Source organism: Streptomyces canus (genome assembly GCF_001514145.1).
GTDB classification, from domain to species: Bacteria; Actinomycetota; Actinomycetes; order Streptomycetales; family Streptomycetaceae; genus Streptomyces; species Streptomyces canus.
In genome coordinates, this window is sequence record NZ_KQ948658.1 from 427,309 (window position 1) to 442,716 (window position 15,408).

The following is a 15,408-nucleotide window of genomic DNA, read 5'->3' on the forward strand; positions in this document are numbered from 1 at the left end:
GCATGACGACCATGGTCCAGGAGACAGCCGTACCGGTGATACCGACCGCGTCCGCCTCGGCGATCCGGCGCCATGAGCTCGCCGCCTTCCTGCGCCACCGCCGCGAGCACATCGCCCCCGAACAGGTCGGTCTGCCCCGCGGCCGCCGGCGCCGCACCCCGGGCCTGCGCCGGGAGGAGGTCGCCCAGCTCTCCGCGGTCGGCGTCACCTGGTACACCTGGCTGGAGCAGGCCCGTGACATCCAGGTCTCCGTGCAGGTCCTGGACGCCCTCGCCCGTGCACTGCTGCTGGACCCGACCGAGCGCTCGCACCTCTTCCAGCTCGCCGGGGCCGTAGACCCGACGCCGGCCACCGTCTGCCCGTCGATCACCCCGGCGATCCAGCAGGTCCTCGAACAGCTTGAGCCGGTCCCGGCCTGCGTGCAGAACAGCCGCTACGACATCCTCGCCTACAACCGCACCTACGGCCTGCTGCTGTGCGACCTGGACGCGGTGCCGCCCGAGGACCGCAACTGCATGATCCTCTCCTACACCGACGACGACTGGCGCTCCTCGATCGTCCACCTGCCGGAGGCGCAGCGCCTGATGGCCGCCCGCTTCCGTGCCACCATGGCCGGACACCTCGCCGAGCCCGGCTGGAAGATGCTCCTGAAGCGGCTGCGCACGGAGTCCCCGGAGTTCCGCGAGGTCTGGGACCGGCACGAGGTCATCGAACACCGGGGCCGCCGCAAGGAGTTCATGAACCGTTACGTCGGCCATGTCTCCGTCGACCACACCGACCTGTGGCTCGGCCCGGAGGCGGGGCCGCGCATGGTGACCTACGCCCCCGCGGACGAGGAGTCCCGGCTGCGGCTGGAGAAGCTGCACGCGATCGCTCTGGAACGGACCCCGCGTCCTTCGGCGTGAGCGAGATCTCAGTGCCCTTCTCCCACCGCTCCCACCTCGTCGTATGCACCAGATGGATGCAACATGCACCTGGTGCATTGGATCGCGCCCCCGTCCGCTCGATGTACTTCCCGGGCTGATCGCGGCCGCACCACAAGTGCGGCCCAGTCAAAGGGGAGAGCAACAGCGTGTACGAGCAGTTCCTGTCGGCCAAACTGCGTGACCTGCAAGCGGGCGGACAGTACCGGGAGTTCGTGGACATCGACCGGCGGGCGGGTGCCTATCCGACGGCACTGCGCCGCCTTGCCGACGGCACCCGGCGGGAAGTGACCGTCTGGTGCAGCAACGACTACCTCGGCATGTCCCAGCACCCCAAGGTTCTCGAGGCCATGCACCGCGCGGTCGACGAGTACGGGGCCGGATCGGGGGGTTCGCGCAACATCGGCGGAACCCACGCCCACTACAGGGCACTTGAGACCTCGCTCGCCGAATGGCACGGCAAGGAGGCCGCGTTGGTCTTCCCGACCGGCTACGGCTCCAACGACGCCACCCTCCAGTGCCTTCTCAGGCTGCTGCCCGACCCGATCGTCCTCTCCGACGAGCTGAACCACGCCTCGCTGATCAACGGCATCCGCAGCACCCGGGCCGAACGGGCGGTGTTCCGTCACAACGACGTCGACCACCTCAGGGAGTTGCTGACCGCGCAGCCCCACGACCGGGCGAAGATCGTGGTGTTCGAGTCCGTGTACTCCATGGACGGCGATGTCGCCCCGATCGAGGAGATCGCCGAACTCGCCCGCGAGCACAACGCGTTGACGTTCCTCGACGAGGTCCACGCGATCGGCATGTACGGTCCGCGCGGCTCCGGGCTCGCCGCCGACCTCGGTGTCGACCACCTCGTCGACATCGTGCAGGGCACCATGGCCAAGGCGATCGGCGTGATCGGCGGCTACATAGCCGGCTCGGCGACCCTCGTGGACGCGGTGCGCAGCTTCGCCTCCGGCTTCATCTTCACGACCTCCCTGCCGCCCGCCGTCGTGGCCGCCTGCCACGCGAGCGTCGAACACCTCAAGAACTCCGAGGCGGAACGGCGGACCCTGCACGACAAGACCCGCCGGCTGCGCGACGCGCTCGCCGCGGCCGGCATCACCGTGATGCCGTGCAGCACCACCCACGTCCTGCCCGTCCTGGTCGGCGACGCCACCGCGTGCAAGCGGGCCGCCGTACGACTGCTGGAGGAGTACGACGTCTACCTCCAGCCGATCAACTCCCCGACCGTGCCCGTCGGGACGGAGCGATTCCGCGTCAACGTCACCCCGAACCACACCGACGCCGACATCGCCCACCTCGTCGAGGCGCTCTCCGAGGTCCTCGGCACCGCCGCGGAGCGGCCCGCCGAGGCGGTGGCGGCATGACCGTCGTCCGTCCCGCCGGCCCGGCGGACATCGAGGAACTCGTCCGGCTGCGCGCCCACCTGCTCGACGCGCCCGACACCAACCTGCCCTACAAGGCGGGCAGTCCGGCCGCCCGGGAGTCCTGGCGGCGCGACTACCGCGCCTGGCTGGCCGAGCAGCTCACCCATGCGGACGACCTCCGGGTCGCCGTCGTACCCCTCCCCGACGGGACCGGTCTCGCCGCCTGCGCGACCGCGATCGTCGACCGGCGCGCCCCCTCACCGGCCTGCCCCTCGGGGCGCGCGGGCTGGCTCCAGTCCGTCGTCGTCGACCCGGCCTCGCGAGGCCAGGGGCTCGGCGCCCGGCTGCTGGAACACCTGCACGGCTGGCTCGCCGGACAGGGCGTCGACGAGGTGCTGCTGCAGACCACCGAGAACGCCTCCGGCTTCTACCAGAAGCTCGGGTTCGCCCCCAGCGGCGAGGAGTTGCTGTTCCGCACCCTGCCCCCGAGGAGTGCCGTCGCGTGAAGATCCTCATCGTCGGCATGGGCTACGCCGGCTCCCGCTTCCTGACCGCCTTCCGCAGCCTGGGCCAGTCGTTCGGACTGGCCTATCACGCACGGCACCGCACCCGGGAGGACATCCCGTACTTCCCGACCCTGGAGGGAGCCCTCGCGGAACACGTCCCCGACCTGGTGGTGGTGGCCGCCACCGACTCCGCCCACGCGGACATCCTCACCCGGCTGCACGGTTACCGCGGCTTCGTCCTCGCGGAGAAGCCCCTCACCTCCCCGCACGACGACCTGGACGCCGTCGCCAAGGCCCTCACCGGCGCCAGGGGGTTCGCCCTGGACCTGGTCGAGCGCTACTCGGAGGCCACCGAAGCGCTGCGCACCTACGTCCACGAGCACGAACTACGGCTCGTCCGCGCCCACTTGACGTGGGGCAAGGACCGCATCAACGACCACCGCCCGACCGTCGGCGTCACCAGCGAGGTCATCCACAGCCTCGACCTGGTCCGGTACGTCACAGGAGGCGACGAGCCCCTGAGGGTGCGCGACGCCCTCGGCGTCACCTCCGACTTCTCGGTCTCCGGACCCGACGTCCTCGACAGCGTCGCCCTGACCGCCACGCTCGGCGAGGCTCCGGTGACGGTGTACAGCAGCTTCACCAACATCGTCCGCCAGCGCACCGTCGACCTCGCCTTCCGGGACCGGCGCGGACAGCTCGTGTACGCCAGTTGCGTCTACGACACCCCGGTCTGGGACGCAGACCACCTGCGCGTCTGGCGGCGCGAGGACGGCCAGGAACACACCCTGTGCGAGGTCGACACCAGGGACGTCGAGGTGCCCGACGCACAGCGCGCGGTCGTCAAACTCCGCCGCCTCGCGCTGGACGTCGTACGCCATGTCGCCGACGGGACACCGCCAAGGGTGCCGTTCGCCGGGCTCGCCGAGTCCGTCGGGACGCAGCGCCTGCTCAACGACATCGAAACCGCCGCCCGCATCACCGGACCGGCCCGCTACTTCCCACACGGCCGCACTCCGGTGACCGAAGTGGACTGGGAGCGCCTCGGATGACCACATCCACCCCCACCACCCCCATGAACCGGCTCTACATCCTCGTCCTCGGAGCCTTCGCGCTCGGCCTCGACGCCTACGTCATGGCCGGACTGCTGCCCAAGGTCGCCGCCGACCTGCACACCAGCGAGTCCGCGGCGGGCCAGATGGTGACCCTCTTCACCCTCTGCTACGCCCTCGCCGCACCGGTGTTCGCCACCGCGCTGGCCGGACGGCCCGCCAAGACCATCCTGACCGCGGCCCTGCTGCTGTTCACCGCCGCCAACGCGCTCACCGCCCTCGCCGGCAGCCTGGCCGTGCTGCTCGTCGCCCGGGCCCTCGCGGGCGTCGGCGCGGGTGTCTACTCACCCATGGCCGCCGCCACCGCGGCCTCCCTCGCCGGTGAGGAACGGCGCGGCCGGGCCCTCGCCCTCGTCATGGGCGGGATGAGCATCGGCACGGTCATCGGCGTACCGGTCGGCGTGCTGCTCGCCGACCACGTCGGCTGGCGCGGCACGCTGTGGCTGATCACCGGCCTCGGCGCCGTCGCCATCGCCGGGATCGTCCTCGCGCTGCCCCGCCTGGAGGCCGCCCCGCCGCCGCCCCTGCGCGAGCGGGCCCGCATCCTGGCCCGGCGTCCCGTGGCCGCGATCGCCGGGGTGTCCCTCATCGCCGGTGTCACCAGCCTCGGCCTGTACACCTACCTCGCGCCCTTCCTCGCCGACGCGGGCGGCATCGACGGGACGCTCGGCGCGATGTGGGCCTGGGGCCTGGGCGGTGTGGCCGGAAGCCTGCTGATCGGCCGGATCGTCGACCGCACGGGACGGCCGTACGCCGTCGTCACCGTCGTCCTGCTCCTGCTGTGCCTCTCCCACCTGCTGCTGCCCGTCGCGGCCCGGGCCACCTGGGTGCTCGCCGTGCCGCTGGTGGTGTGGGGCGCGACCGGCTGGGCGCTCCAGGTGCCCCAGCAGCACCAGCTCATCGCCGCCCGACCTGACCAGGCGCCCGTCGCGGTCTCCCTCAACAGCTCGGCCGTCTACCTCGGCAGCGCGCTCGGCTCCGCCCTGGGCGGGGTCACCCTCGCCGCCGGAGTGGCCCCCGCGGACCTGCCGTACTGGACGGGCGCGCTCGTGGCCGTCGGGCTGGTGCTGCACCTGGTTCTGGTCCGCATGCCCCGATCGGCCGACGCGGAGGAGGAGGCCGGCCGGAACGCGCGCACGCCGGAATCGGTCACCGCGGGTGAGTAGTACCGTCGTGACAATGGACGTAGGACTGCAACAGCTGCGCTGTTTCCTCACCTTGGCGGAGGAACAGCACTTCACCCGGGCCGCGGAACGGCTCGGCATCCCCCAGCCCACGCTCAGCCGCACCATCCGCAGGCTGGAGGACCACGTCGGCTGCCGGCTGCTCGACCGGACCACCCGCCACCCCCGGCTGACCCCGGACGGTGAACGCCTCCGCGCCGAGCTCCAGGTCCTGCTGCCCCGCCTCGAAGCGGCCCTGCGTCCCGTCCCGCAGGAGGAGCCCCTCAGCCTCGGCTACACCTGGGGCTTCCCCCGCCGCCGCGGTCGTGACGCCATCGACCTCGTCGAACGCCGGCACCATGTCCTGGTCCAGCCGGTACGCCGGGACGAGCGGCTGGCCGGCGTCCATACCGGGGCCGTGGACGCCGCGCTGCTGTGGGGCCCGGTCGAGGATCCCCGCCTCCACACCGTGGAGATCGCCCGCGAGGAGCGGGTCGCCGCGGTGTCGGTCCGCTCGACCCTCGCCACGCGTTCCCGGGTCGGCTGGCGGGACCTGGGCCGCCGCTGCCTCGTCCTGAACACGGTCAGCGGCACCCTGGCGCCCGGCGACTGGCCCGCCGACGCCCGGCCCGAGATCGGTGCCGAGGCCGCCAACCTGGACGAGTACCTGCACGCCGTCGCCGCCCGCCGGGGCGTGGGCGTCCTGCCGAAGTCGGTCGCCACTCAGCATCCCGATCCCGACGTCCTGTACCTCCCCCTCACCGGCGCCCCGCCCGCGGTCCTGCACTACGTCCATCCGCGCACCAACCCCCATCCGCACGCGGAGAACCTCTCCAAGGCGTTGCGGGACGCGGAGAGGCCGGTGCTCCAGAGCGCCTGACCGGTTGTCGCCGGTGGGGATGATCGCCCGCAGTGCGGGAACCCGGTCGGTCGGAAGAGAAGACCCCCCACAGGCGAGGCGAGTCATGGCCGAGCAGAAGTCGCGCAGCAGGTAGCAGAGTCAGGATCACCGTCAACGGCGCAGGGGCCTCCGCAGCCGCCGCGGGCGGCCGCGTCGGTGCTGGGGAAGGTTCCCGGGGCCGGGACGGTGGGCCGGGTGGCCGGTGGAGCGCTGGACCGGGTCGGAGCGGTGTCCCCGCGCGGCCGACGGCTCGCGGTGCTTGTTTGTCGCGCTTCTTGCGTGACCGAGGCCGCGGAGGCGGTCCTCGCGGGCTCCCCGAAGGCCGCGCGTTACGGTCCCGCCGCCTTCCACGCCGTACTGAGCGCAACGCTGTCCCGCTCCGGCGTCCTGGTGCGCGACCCGGACCGGCTGCGCCAACTGGAGACCGTCGGCACCGTCCTCCTGCACCCGAGCGCCCTGCGCACCCCGGGCGCGGGCGCAGACCCCTGGGCGGAGGCCGTGCTGGACGCGGCCCGGCGCGCTGGACTCCGCGTCGTCGTCGTGGACGACCCCGCGCTGGCCGACTTCACCGGCCTCGCGGACCAAGTCGTGGACGCCGAGCGGCCGTTGAGGGACATCATCGACCAACTCCGCGACGACGACGGCGATGGCGATGACGACGCCGAGGGTGGCGGTGGCGTTCTCACCATCGCCCGCCCCCAGGACGCCGACGTCGTCGAGATCGGTTGCGCTGAGGGTGACTGACCCAGGGGCCCGGGGCGGTATCGATGTGCGGCTACCGCCGCGTGGGCGCGACCAGCCCCCACCGACCCGCGGTCGCCGAACTACGCGCTGACCCCCGCCGCCTCGCGAACTTCAACCGACTCCAACCGCTCAGCCGTCCGTTCAGCGGAACGCCGGGCCCACGGCCCAGTGGTCACCGCCCCGAGCACCAGCACCGCGACCCCGCACCCGGCCAGAATCCACCACCCCGGCACCGCAGCGGGCACGAACTTCTCCCCGTACGAAGACGCACCCACCCCCGAGGCCAACACCGCCCCGATCACCGCGACACCCAGCGTCTGCCCGAGCTGCCGACTCGTGGACGCGACCGCGGCCGCGACCCCGGCCTGGGCCCGCGGCATCCCCGACACCGCCGTGTTCGTGATCGGCGCGTTGACGAACCCGAACCCGATCCCGAACAACACGTACCCGAGGAACAGCGTGACGTCGGACGTCTCCGCGTCGAAGGCCGCGAAGAGCACCCCGCTCACGGTCATGGCGATCCCCGCGATCACCAACGGCAGCCGCGGCCCCCGGCTCCCCACCAGCCGCCCGGCGAGGGGCGCGCACAGGAACATCGGCACCGCCATCGGCAGCATCCACAGGCCGGCGTGCAGCGCGTCCAGCCCGCGGACGTTCTGCAGATACAGCGTCGACAGGAACAGGAACCCGCCAAGCCCCGCGAACGCGCTGATCGCGATCACCGTGGCCCCGCTGAACGGCGCGGACCGGAAGAACCGCAGGTCGATGAGGGGCTCGTCGCGCCGGGGCTCGTACCAGAGCAGTCCGGCCAGGGCGACGACGGCCACGACGGCGAAGGGCAGGACGGAGGAGAACCCCGAGGCCGGCGCCTCGATGATCGCGTACGTCAGTGAGCCGAACAGCGCGATCACCAGGACCTGTCCGACCGGGTCGGGACGGCGGGCCTTGGGTGCCCGGGACTCGGGGACGTACCGCAGGGTGAGCAGCAGGGCCGCGAGGCCGACCGGCAGGTTGACCCAGAAGATCGAGCGCCAGCCGACCGAGTCCACGAGCACGCCGCCGACCAGCGGTCCCGCGGCCATGGAGATGCCGACGACCGCGCCCCACACCCCGATCGCCCGGGCGCGCTCGCGCGGGTCCGTGAAGGTGTTGGTGATGATCGACATCGCGACCGGGTTGAGCATCGAACCGCCGACCGCCTGCACCATGCGGAAGGCGATCAGCGCCTCCAGGTCGGGCGCGGCGGAACACAGCGCGGAGCCGATCGTGAACACGATCAGGCCCGCCATGAAGACACGCTTGCGGCCGATCCGGTCTCCCGTGGAGCCGGCCAGCATCAGCAGCGAGGCGAGGACGAGGGTGTACGCGTCGATCGTCCACTGGAGACCCGCCGTGCTCGCGTCCAGGCCTCGCTGCATGGCGGGCAGGGCGACGTTGAGGGCGGTGGTGTCGAGACTCACGATCAGCAGGCTCATACAGCAGATCGCGAGTACCAGCATGCGTCGGCGTTGGCTGAGCTCGGGCATGCGCGCCATCGTACGCCGATTTCAATAGTGCGTCTAACTAATGGTTGGTACATGATCAATGCGGGGGCACCCCGGGCCGTGCGTGACAATGGGGGAATGTCCACGACCGCGCTCACCGAGAACACGCCCCTGCGGATCGGTCCGCACACCGTTCAGCCGCCTGTCGTCCTGGCTCCGATGGCCGGGATCACCAACGCGCCCTTCCGCACCCTGTGCAGGGAGTTCAGCGGGGGCAAGGGGCTGTTCGTCAGCGAGATGATCACGACCCGGGCGCTCGTCGAGCGCAACGAGAAGACCATGCAGCTGATCCACTTCGACGAGAGCGAGACGCCTCGTTCGATCCAGCTGTACGGCGTCGACCCCGCCACCGTCGGCAAGGCCGTCCGCATGATCGCGGAGGAGGATCTCGCCGACCACATCGACCTCAACTTCGGGTGCCCGGTGCCGAAGGTGACGCGGAAGGGGGGCGGGTCCGCGCTGCCGTACAAGCGTCCTCTGCTCCGGGCGATCCTGCGCGAGGCCGTGAGCGGGGCGGGGGATCTGCCGGTCACGATGAAGATGCGCAAGGGCATCGACGACGACCACATGACGTATCTGGACGCCGGGCGGATCGCGGTCGAGGAGGGGGTCACCTCCATCGCGCTGCACGGCCGTACGGCCGCCCAGCACTACGGCGGCACGGCGGACTGGGACGCGATCGCCCGCCTGAAGGAACACGTGCCGGAGATTCCCGTGCTCGGCAACGGGGACATCTGGTCGGCGTCGGACGCGTTGCGGATGGTGGCGTCCACCGGCTGCGACGGGGTGGTCGTCGGGCGGGGGTGTCTGGGGCGGCCGTGGCTGTTTGCGGACCTGGTGGCGGCGTTCGAAGGGCGTACGGAGGACATCGCGCGGCCTTCGTTGCGCGAGGTGGCGGATGTCATGGTCCGCCACGCCACGCTCCTCGGCGAGTGGATCGGTGACGAGTCCCGCGGTGTCATCGACTTCCGTAAGCACGTGGCCTGGTACCTGAAGGGCTTCGCGGTCGGCAGTGAGATGCGCAAGCGGCTCGCGATCACGTCGTCGTTGGCGGAACTCCGGTCGGGCCTGGACGAGTTGGACCTGGACCAGCCCTGGCCGACGGGCGCGGACGGTCCGCGTGGCCGCACGTCCGGCAACAACCGGGTGGTCCTCCCGGACGGCTGGCTGAAGGACCCGTACGACTGTGGGGCGGGGGTCGGGGAGGACGCGGAGCTGGACACGTCGGGGGGTTGACCGGTCGTGCGGGTGCGGGTTCGGTGGGGGCGGGCGTTGTGCGCAGTTCCCCGCGCCCCTGGATGCCTGCGGCGGCCCGTTGCGGCTCCGGTGGGGGCTGGTGTAGCGCGTGCGGGTGTGTCGTGGGTCGGGGCCGGGGTGGGGGGGTATCCGTCCTCGGTCCGGCGGTTGCTGTTGCTGTTGCTTGGGCGGTCCTCGGTAACGGACGCCGGCCGCTGCGGGCGGACACCCCCCACCCCGTCCCCTTCGCGCCGTACGCGGCTACCGGCCCATCGTGGCGCGCGACTCCCCCTCCACGGCCCGTCGTGGTGCGGCGTGCGGCGAACGGTCCGTCGTGGTGCGCGAGGTGACGAAGGGCCCGTCCTGGCGTGCGAGGTGAGGATCGGTCCGTCGTGGCGCCGGTGGCTGCAACTCCCCAGGGGCGCGGGGAACTGCGCGACCAGCCCCCACTCACCCGCACCCGCCCGACAACCCCGCCCGGCACCCCCCTAGGCGCCCGCCCAAGCCCAGCGCGGCGTTACCCCTTTGACGGATGCGGCGTCGAGCCGTACGCCGTCAGGAAGCGGTCTCGGAAGGAGCTCATCTTCCAGACCGGGGCGTTGTGTGCCGGCTTCAGGCCGTCCGTCCAGTTCCAGGACGCGATCTTGTCGAGAACCTTCGGATCCTTGGCGACGATCGAGATCGGCACGTCACGGCTGGCGTTCTCCCCGCTGACCCGGGCGATCGGCTGGTGGTCGCCGAGGAAGACGAGGACCGTGTCGTCGCTGCCGTAGCGCTCCAGCCACTGGGTCAGTGAAGTGACCGAGTACGAGATGGACTTGCCGTACTCCTGCTTGGAGCGGGTGGAGTCGGCGATGATGTCGGACGGTTTGTTGCCCGCCTTCTGGATGCCCTTGAAGATCGAGCCGTCGCCCAGGTCGTCCCAGTCGACCATCTTCGGGATGGGCGCCCAGGGCTGGTGGCTGGAGGTCAGGATGATCTCGGACATCAGCGGCTTGTCGCGCTTCTTGCCGTGGACCTGGCGCTGGTAGGCCTCCAGGGCGTACTGGTCGGGCATCGTCGACCAGCTGAACTTGGGTCCGTGGTAGCCGAGTTGGAAGGCGTTGTAGACCTTGTCGAGGTCGTAGTACTTCTGCTCGGGCCAGCCCTTCTGGATGCCCGGCATCACCCCCACCGTGTCCCAGGCGCCGGTCTTCTTGAAGGCCTTGGTGAGGCTGAGGTGGTCGCTGGCCATGACCGTCCGGTAGCGCTGCTGGTTGTCGATCCAGAGGCCGGAGAGGGTCGTGGAGTGGCCCAGCCAGCTGCTGCCGCCGTACGTCGCCGAGGTCAGCCACCCGCTCTTCGCGTGGAAGCCGGCCTTCGCGAGGGCCGCGGTGCTGGTGTCGAGGGTCTTGTCCACGCCGGGCGCGATGGCCGGGTCCTCGACGGCGCTGCGGCCGTAGCTCTCGATGAAGGTGAAGATCATGTCCTTGCCGCGCAGGTCGGGCACCAGCTGGGAGCCGGGCGTGTTCCCGAAGGCGTCGACCTTGGCCACCTTCTGGAACTCCGCCTCGTCCCGCACGGTGTACAGCACCCGCTTGGCCTGGGTGGTGGCGAGCGCGGCGGTGTGCTCGGAGGCCAGCGGAGTGCCGAAGATCTGCAGACCGAGCGCGGAGCAGGTGACCCAGACGGTGGCCGCGAGGAGGGTGCCCCGGGTGGCGGTCTGCCGGTCCAGGACCAGCACATTGCTCAGCCGGACCATCGCCAGCGACATGACGGCCAACGCGAGAAGGACCAGGACCACCGCGCCGACCGCGGCACCGACCGCCACTCCCTTGCCCATCGAGTCCGCGACATACGACTGCGCGTCGTCGAGCAACTCCCAGTCGAGGACGGCATTGAAGGGCCGCCCGAGGTAGTCGTTGAATCCCATGTCGAGCAGGTTCAGGATCGTCATCACTCCGAGCCCCACCCCGGACACCACGGCCACCACCAGCCGCGGCCGACGCGGCAGCGCCAGCGCCACGGCCGCCCCAAGGATCGCCTCCGCCGGAATCCGCACGAACGCCCGCGGGTGCAGATAGGCGACCTTGTTCGGCATGAGCAGGGCGCCGAGGACGAGCAGGGCGGCGAGGATGTTGAGGGTCCACCGCGTGTTGCGTACGGCGGTGGGGTGAGCGTCCCGCCGGCGGGCGAGACGCGCGCGCAGGGACGGCTTCTCGGCCGGCGTGCTGTCCGTACCCGTCGCCTCGGCCTCGGGTGACGTGCTCTCTGCAAGGGTCTCGGACACCCGAGGGTCCTTCCGTACGGGTCCTGGTAGGAGGCGGATCCGATATGGGGTCTCGGATCCGCCACATTCCCGTACGTCCCGCTTCCGGCAGCAGTTCACCGCTGCGGGCAAACACCGGGCAAACGCGTGGTCAACGGTCAGGTGAGGGCTTTTCCCACGGCCTCACCCGCCGAGCACTACGCGCCCCCCACCGCCGTCAGCAGCGCGAGCGGCGCCGCGGCGGACCGCGCCTCCCGCACACACGCGTGCGGATACGGCACCGGCTCTCCATGGGTCTCCCGCCCGTACCCGGCGAGGACTTCCGGCAAGCGGTGCCCGGCGGCCGTCGCCGCGTCCACCAGCCCGTGCGCCACCGTGCGTGCCTCGTCATGCAGCCCGTACCGGGACAGCCCCAGCGTGATCAACGCGTTGTCGTGCGGCCACACCGACCCCCGGTGATACGAGAGCGGGTGATAGGCCGCCTGTCCGGCCGCCAGTGTCCGCACCCCCCACCCGGAGAAGAAGTCCGGCTCCAGCAACCGCCGCCCCACCAGCTCCCCGTACTCCTTGTCGAGCAGCCCCGACCACAGCAGATGCCCGGCGTCGGAGGCCAGCGCGTCGACCTGCCGGCCCTCGCCGTCCAGGGCGAGTGCGGGGAAGGCACGGTCCGGCATCCAGAAGTCCCGCTGGAAGCGGTCGCGCAGATCCGCCGCGGCCTGCTCGAGGAGCGCCGCGTAGGTCTCGTCCTCCCACACCGTGCGCGCGACCCACGCGGTCCGGCGCAGCGCGTCGTACGCGTAGCCCTGGGCGCCCGCCGCCATCACCGGTCCGCTCGCCCGTGCTCCGTCGGCGCCGCAGATCGCGCCGGGGGAGTCCTTCCAGTTCTGGTTGGCGAGGCCGCCCTGGTCGGCGCGGTAGACGAGGTAGCCGCGCGAGGTGAGTCCGCCGTGGTCGAGCATCCAGCCGATCGCCGCACGGGCGTGGGGCTCCAGACGCCGGGCGAGCGGGAGGTCACCGGTGTGTTCCACGTAGGCGCCGAGCAGGATGAGGAACAGGGGGGTGGCGTCGACCGAGCCGTAGTAGCGGCCGTACGGCACCTGCCCGAAGTGGGCCAGTTCTCCGTGCCGCACCTCGTGCACGATCTTGCCGGGCTGGGCCACGGAGGCCGCGCCTGTCTCGGTCGCCTGGGTCGCGGCGAGCGCGGGGAGCGTCGCGGCGGCCAGCTGGGGCCGGTAGGGGAGGGCGAAGAGCGAGGTGAGCAGGGCGTCCCGGCCCAGCAGGGTCAGGAACCAGGGGGCTCCGGCGGCCGGGACGCGCAGTTCCTCGCCGTCGGGACCGGTCGCCGGGACCTGGAGCGAGGCGAGGTCGGCGAGACCGCGGGCGCACGCGGCGGCGAGCTCAGGCCAGCCGGTCGGGAAGGCGATGCCCTCCACGAACTCGCCTTCCAGCGCGATGAGTTGGTTGTTCAGTGCGGCCGGAGAGCTCGGTACCCGGCGGGCCCGCTTGTCGCCGTGCGGGCGGGCCATCACCCGCAGCGTCAGCTCGGCCGTGCCGTGCGGCTCCAGGTCCAGCGTCCAGACCAGGCGCCTGGCTCCGGTGCCCGTCTCCTCGACGCCGTCCGGGGCGGGGTCGGCCGTCACCGTCGTACAGGAACGCCATTCGGCGCGCTGGTAGGTGAACTCCACGCCGTCGTCGAGGATTTCGCGGCGGCGGGTCGCGCCGGTCTTCGTGTAGGTGCGGTAGTCGGAGCGGAGTTCGAACTGGTCGGTGAAGTCGGCGTCGGCGGTGACCGCGAGGCGGACCGTCGTCGGCACCGGGCGGTTGCTGGTGACCCGGAGGGATTCGACGAACGAGCCCTCCCCCACTGCCTGTTCGCGGAAGAGTGTGCAGGCGGGCGGCTCCTGGCGGCCGCCGCGCGGGACGAGGACACAGCGCGCGGTGTCGCCGTCGGCCACCGGCGACAGGGCCTCCGGTACCGCGCCGTCGACCGTGAGCTGCCAGCGGCTCAGGTGCCGGGCGTCGCGTACGAACAGCCCGTCGGGGGAGCTGCCGCCGCCCCGGACCCCGCTGATGTCCCCGCCGTCACCCACGGCAGCGAACGTCCCGCCGTGCACAAGCAGATGATGCCGGTCCGTCATCGCCGGTTCCCTCCCTTGAGTCCCATGTCCGCCGTGACTGTGGTGTCGCTGTGCAGCAGGTCGAGCGCGAGCGCGGCGGTCCAGCTGAAGCCGGTCGCCCCGCAGGCCTCTCCGGTGTACGGGTCGACGTACTCCGCGAAGTCGGTGGTCCCGGCGAGTTCGAGGGCCGACTCCCGCACCGCGTCGGCCCGTCGGTGCTCGCCGTGGGTGCGCAGTCCGCGCTCCAGCAGCCAGGCGGTGTTGAACCAGGCCGGGCCGCGCCAGTAGCGGTGCGGGTCGAAGGCCTCGCCGAGGAGGTCGTAGCTGGGCAGGAGGCGGGTGGTGGTGCCGAGGCCGAAGTGGGGGCCGGAGGCGGTTCGTACGACCGCCGTGACGATGTCCCGCGGGAGGCCGGGGAGCAGCAGGGGGAGCAGGCCGGAGACTCCGCGCTCGGGGATCAGGGCGCCGCGCCGGTCCTGGGCGGATCCTCGCAGGTCCCGGCAGAGGAACATCCCGTTCGCCGGATCCCACAGCCGGTCCACCAGCGCCGCCGTCAGCCGCTCCGCGCGCGCGTGGCGGGCCGTGCCGGGCGCCCCCAGTTCGTCGGCGATCCGGGCGAGGGCGTGTTCGGAGGCGATGAGCAGGGCGTTGAAGGCGGGGTCCTCGACGGCGAACTGGCCGCCGCCGTCGGCGTACCGGGCGTCCCGGTAGTCCGTCGCCAGCCGCACGTACCGCCCGTAGTCCAGATCCGTCGGCCGGTCCTCGGCGGCTCCGTGGTCCAGGTCGGCGCGACGGAAGGAGCGGGCCGGGGCCGGGGTGACGCGGGAGAGCGGGAGGTCCCAGGCGGGGCTGTTGTCCATACCCTGTTCCCAGGGGTGCACGACGGACGCGAGGCCGCCTCCGCCCAGGTCGCGGCGGTGCAGGAGGTAACGGTGCCAGGCGGCCAGCCGTGGGTACATCCGGGCGAGGAAGCCGCGCGCACGGGACAGACCCGGGTCGGCGCGGTGGACCAGCCACACCGCCAGGGCGTGGACCGGTGGCTGCACGATGCCGGACGTCTGTACGGTGCGCGGGGCGCCCGCGGCGCGCCCCGCGGTCGAGGAGCGCCAGAAGTCGGGGCTCGGGAAGTACGCGTCGAGCGGTACGGAGGGGTTGAAGACGATGTGCGGGACGCGCCCGTCACCCCACTGGGCCGCCAGCAGCGTCTCCAGCTCCGTCTGGGCCCGCAGCGGGGACAGGTGGCGCAGGCCGATCGCGATGAACGCGGAGTCCCAGGACCACTGGTGCGGGTACAGACTGCGCGAGGGCACCGTGGAGACGCCGGTCCAGTTGCCCTCCAGCACCCTCGCCGCCCTGACGTGCAGGGAATGCGACGAGCCCGGCGGATCGTATGCGATCGAGCGCGCCGCGGAAGGGGTGATGAGCTGGGCAGTGCGATCCACTCGGGGCTCCCCGAAGACGTGTGACCGAGCGGTTCGGTCAGGGCTACCGTAGGGTTACGTCTATTTAACACGCAAAACTCAGAATGTAATGCAGAG

At 71.7% G+C, this 15,408-nt stretch carries 11 protein-coding genes and 1 pseudogene; 8 read left to right on the forward strand and 4 right to left on the reverse strand.

Annotation, left to right across the window (positions count from 1 at the left end):
- Positions 1-2: 2 nt before the first annotated feature.
- From AQJ46_RS11370 to AQJ46_RS11400, 7 genes and pseudogenes are all read left to right on the forward strand, one after another.
- The gene (locus tag AQJ46_RS11370; RefSeq protein ID WP_059205434.1) at positions 3-905 is read left to right on the forward strand and encodes an MmyB family transcriptional regulator; all 903 of its coding nucleotides are present in this window, start codon (positions 3-5) and stop codon (positions 903-905) included.
- Between the two features lie 167 nt (positions 906-1,072).
- Positions 1,073-2,299: a 5-aminolevulinate synthase gene (hemA, locus tag AQJ46_RS11375; RefSeq protein WP_059205435.1), complete on the forward strand. Its 1,227-nt coding sequence runs from the start codon at positions 1,073-1,075 to the stop codon at positions 2,297-2,299.
- Positions 2,296-2,805: a GNAT family N-acetyltransferase gene (locus AQJ46_RS11380; protein ID WP_059205436.1), complete on the forward strand. Its 510-nt coding sequence runs from the start codon at positions 2,296-2,298 to the stop codon at positions 2,803-2,805. Before hemA ends, AQJ46_RS11380 begins: the two co-directional genes overlap by 4 nt.
- Positions 2,802-3,857 (forward strand): Gfo/Idh/MocA family oxidoreductase, encoded by a 1,056-nt coding sequence (locus AQJ46_RS11385; RefSeq protein WP_059205437.1) that lies wholly within the window; start codon positions 2,802-2,804, stop codon positions 3,855-3,857. Before AQJ46_RS11380 ends, AQJ46_RS11385 begins: the two co-directional genes overlap by 4 nt.
- Positions 3,854-5,083 carry an MFS transporter gene (locus tag AQJ46_RS11390; protein ID WP_063803792.1) on the forward strand — a complete coding sequence of 410 codons (1,230 nt, stop codon included), beginning with the start codon at positions 3,854-3,856 and terminating at the stop codon, positions 5,081-5,083. Before AQJ46_RS11385 ends, AQJ46_RS11390 begins: the two co-directional genes overlap by 4 nt.
- Before the next feature lie 13 nt (positions 5,084-5,096).
- A complete protein-coding gene (locus AQJ46_RS11395) occupies positions 5,097-5,960 on the forward strand; it encodes a LysR family transcriptional regulator (protein WP_059205438.1) in 864 nt (287 codons plus the stop codon).
- Positions 5,961-6,266: 306 nt separating this feature from the next.
- Positions 6,267-6,692, forward strand: a pseudogene (locus AQJ46_RS11400) (hypothetical protein); the annotation flags it as partial.
- Between the two features lie 113 nt (positions 6,693-6,805).
- Here the strand turns inward: AQJ46_RS11400 and AQJ46_RS11405 are convergent.
- Positions 6,806-8,251, reverse strand: coding sequence for an MFS transporter (locus AQJ46_RS11405; RefSeq protein WP_059205836.1), 1,446 nt, complete (start codon positions 8,249-8,251; stop codon positions 6,806-6,808).
- A 96-nt stretch (positions 8,252-8,347) separates the two neighbouring features.
- On the opposite strand from AQJ46_RS11405, the gene dusB reads away from it, so the two are divergent.
- Positions 8,348-9,505 (forward strand): tRNA dihydrouridine synthase DusB, encoded by a 1,158-nt coding sequence (gene dusB, locus AQJ46_RS11410; RefSeq protein ID WP_059205440.1) that lies wholly within the window; start codon positions 8,348-8,350, stop codon positions 9,503-9,505.
- 517 nt (positions 9,506-10,022) lie between these two features.
- Here dusB and AQJ46_RS11415 read toward each other — a convergent pair.
- The 3 genes from AQJ46_RS11415 to AQJ46_RS11425 all read right to left on the reverse strand — a co-directional run bounded on the left by AQJ46_RS11415 (position 10,023) and on the right by AQJ46_RS11425 (position 15,312).
- Positions 10,023-11,774, reverse strand: a complete 1,752-nt coding sequence (locus AQJ46_RS11415) for an alkaline phosphatase family protein (protein WP_208616913.1) — start codon at positions 11,772-11,774, stop codon at positions 10,023-10,025.
- Between the two features lie 176 nt (positions 11,775-11,950).
- Positions 11,951-13,891 carry an amylo-alpha-1,6-glucosidase gene (locus tag AQJ46_RS11420; protein WP_059205441.1) on the reverse strand — a complete coding sequence of 647 codons (1,941 nt, stop codon included), beginning with the start codon at positions 13,889-13,891 and terminating at the stop codon, positions 11,951-11,953.
- A complete protein-coding gene (locus tag AQJ46_RS11425) occupies positions 13,888-15,312 on the reverse strand; it encodes an MGH1-like glycoside hydrolase domain-containing protein (RefSeq protein WP_059205442.1) in 1,425 nt (474 codons plus the stop codon). The genes AQJ46_RS11420 and AQJ46_RS11425 overlap by 4 nt, the downstream gene beginning before the upstream one ends.
- Between the last annotated feature and the right edge of the window lie 96 nt (positions 15,313-15,408).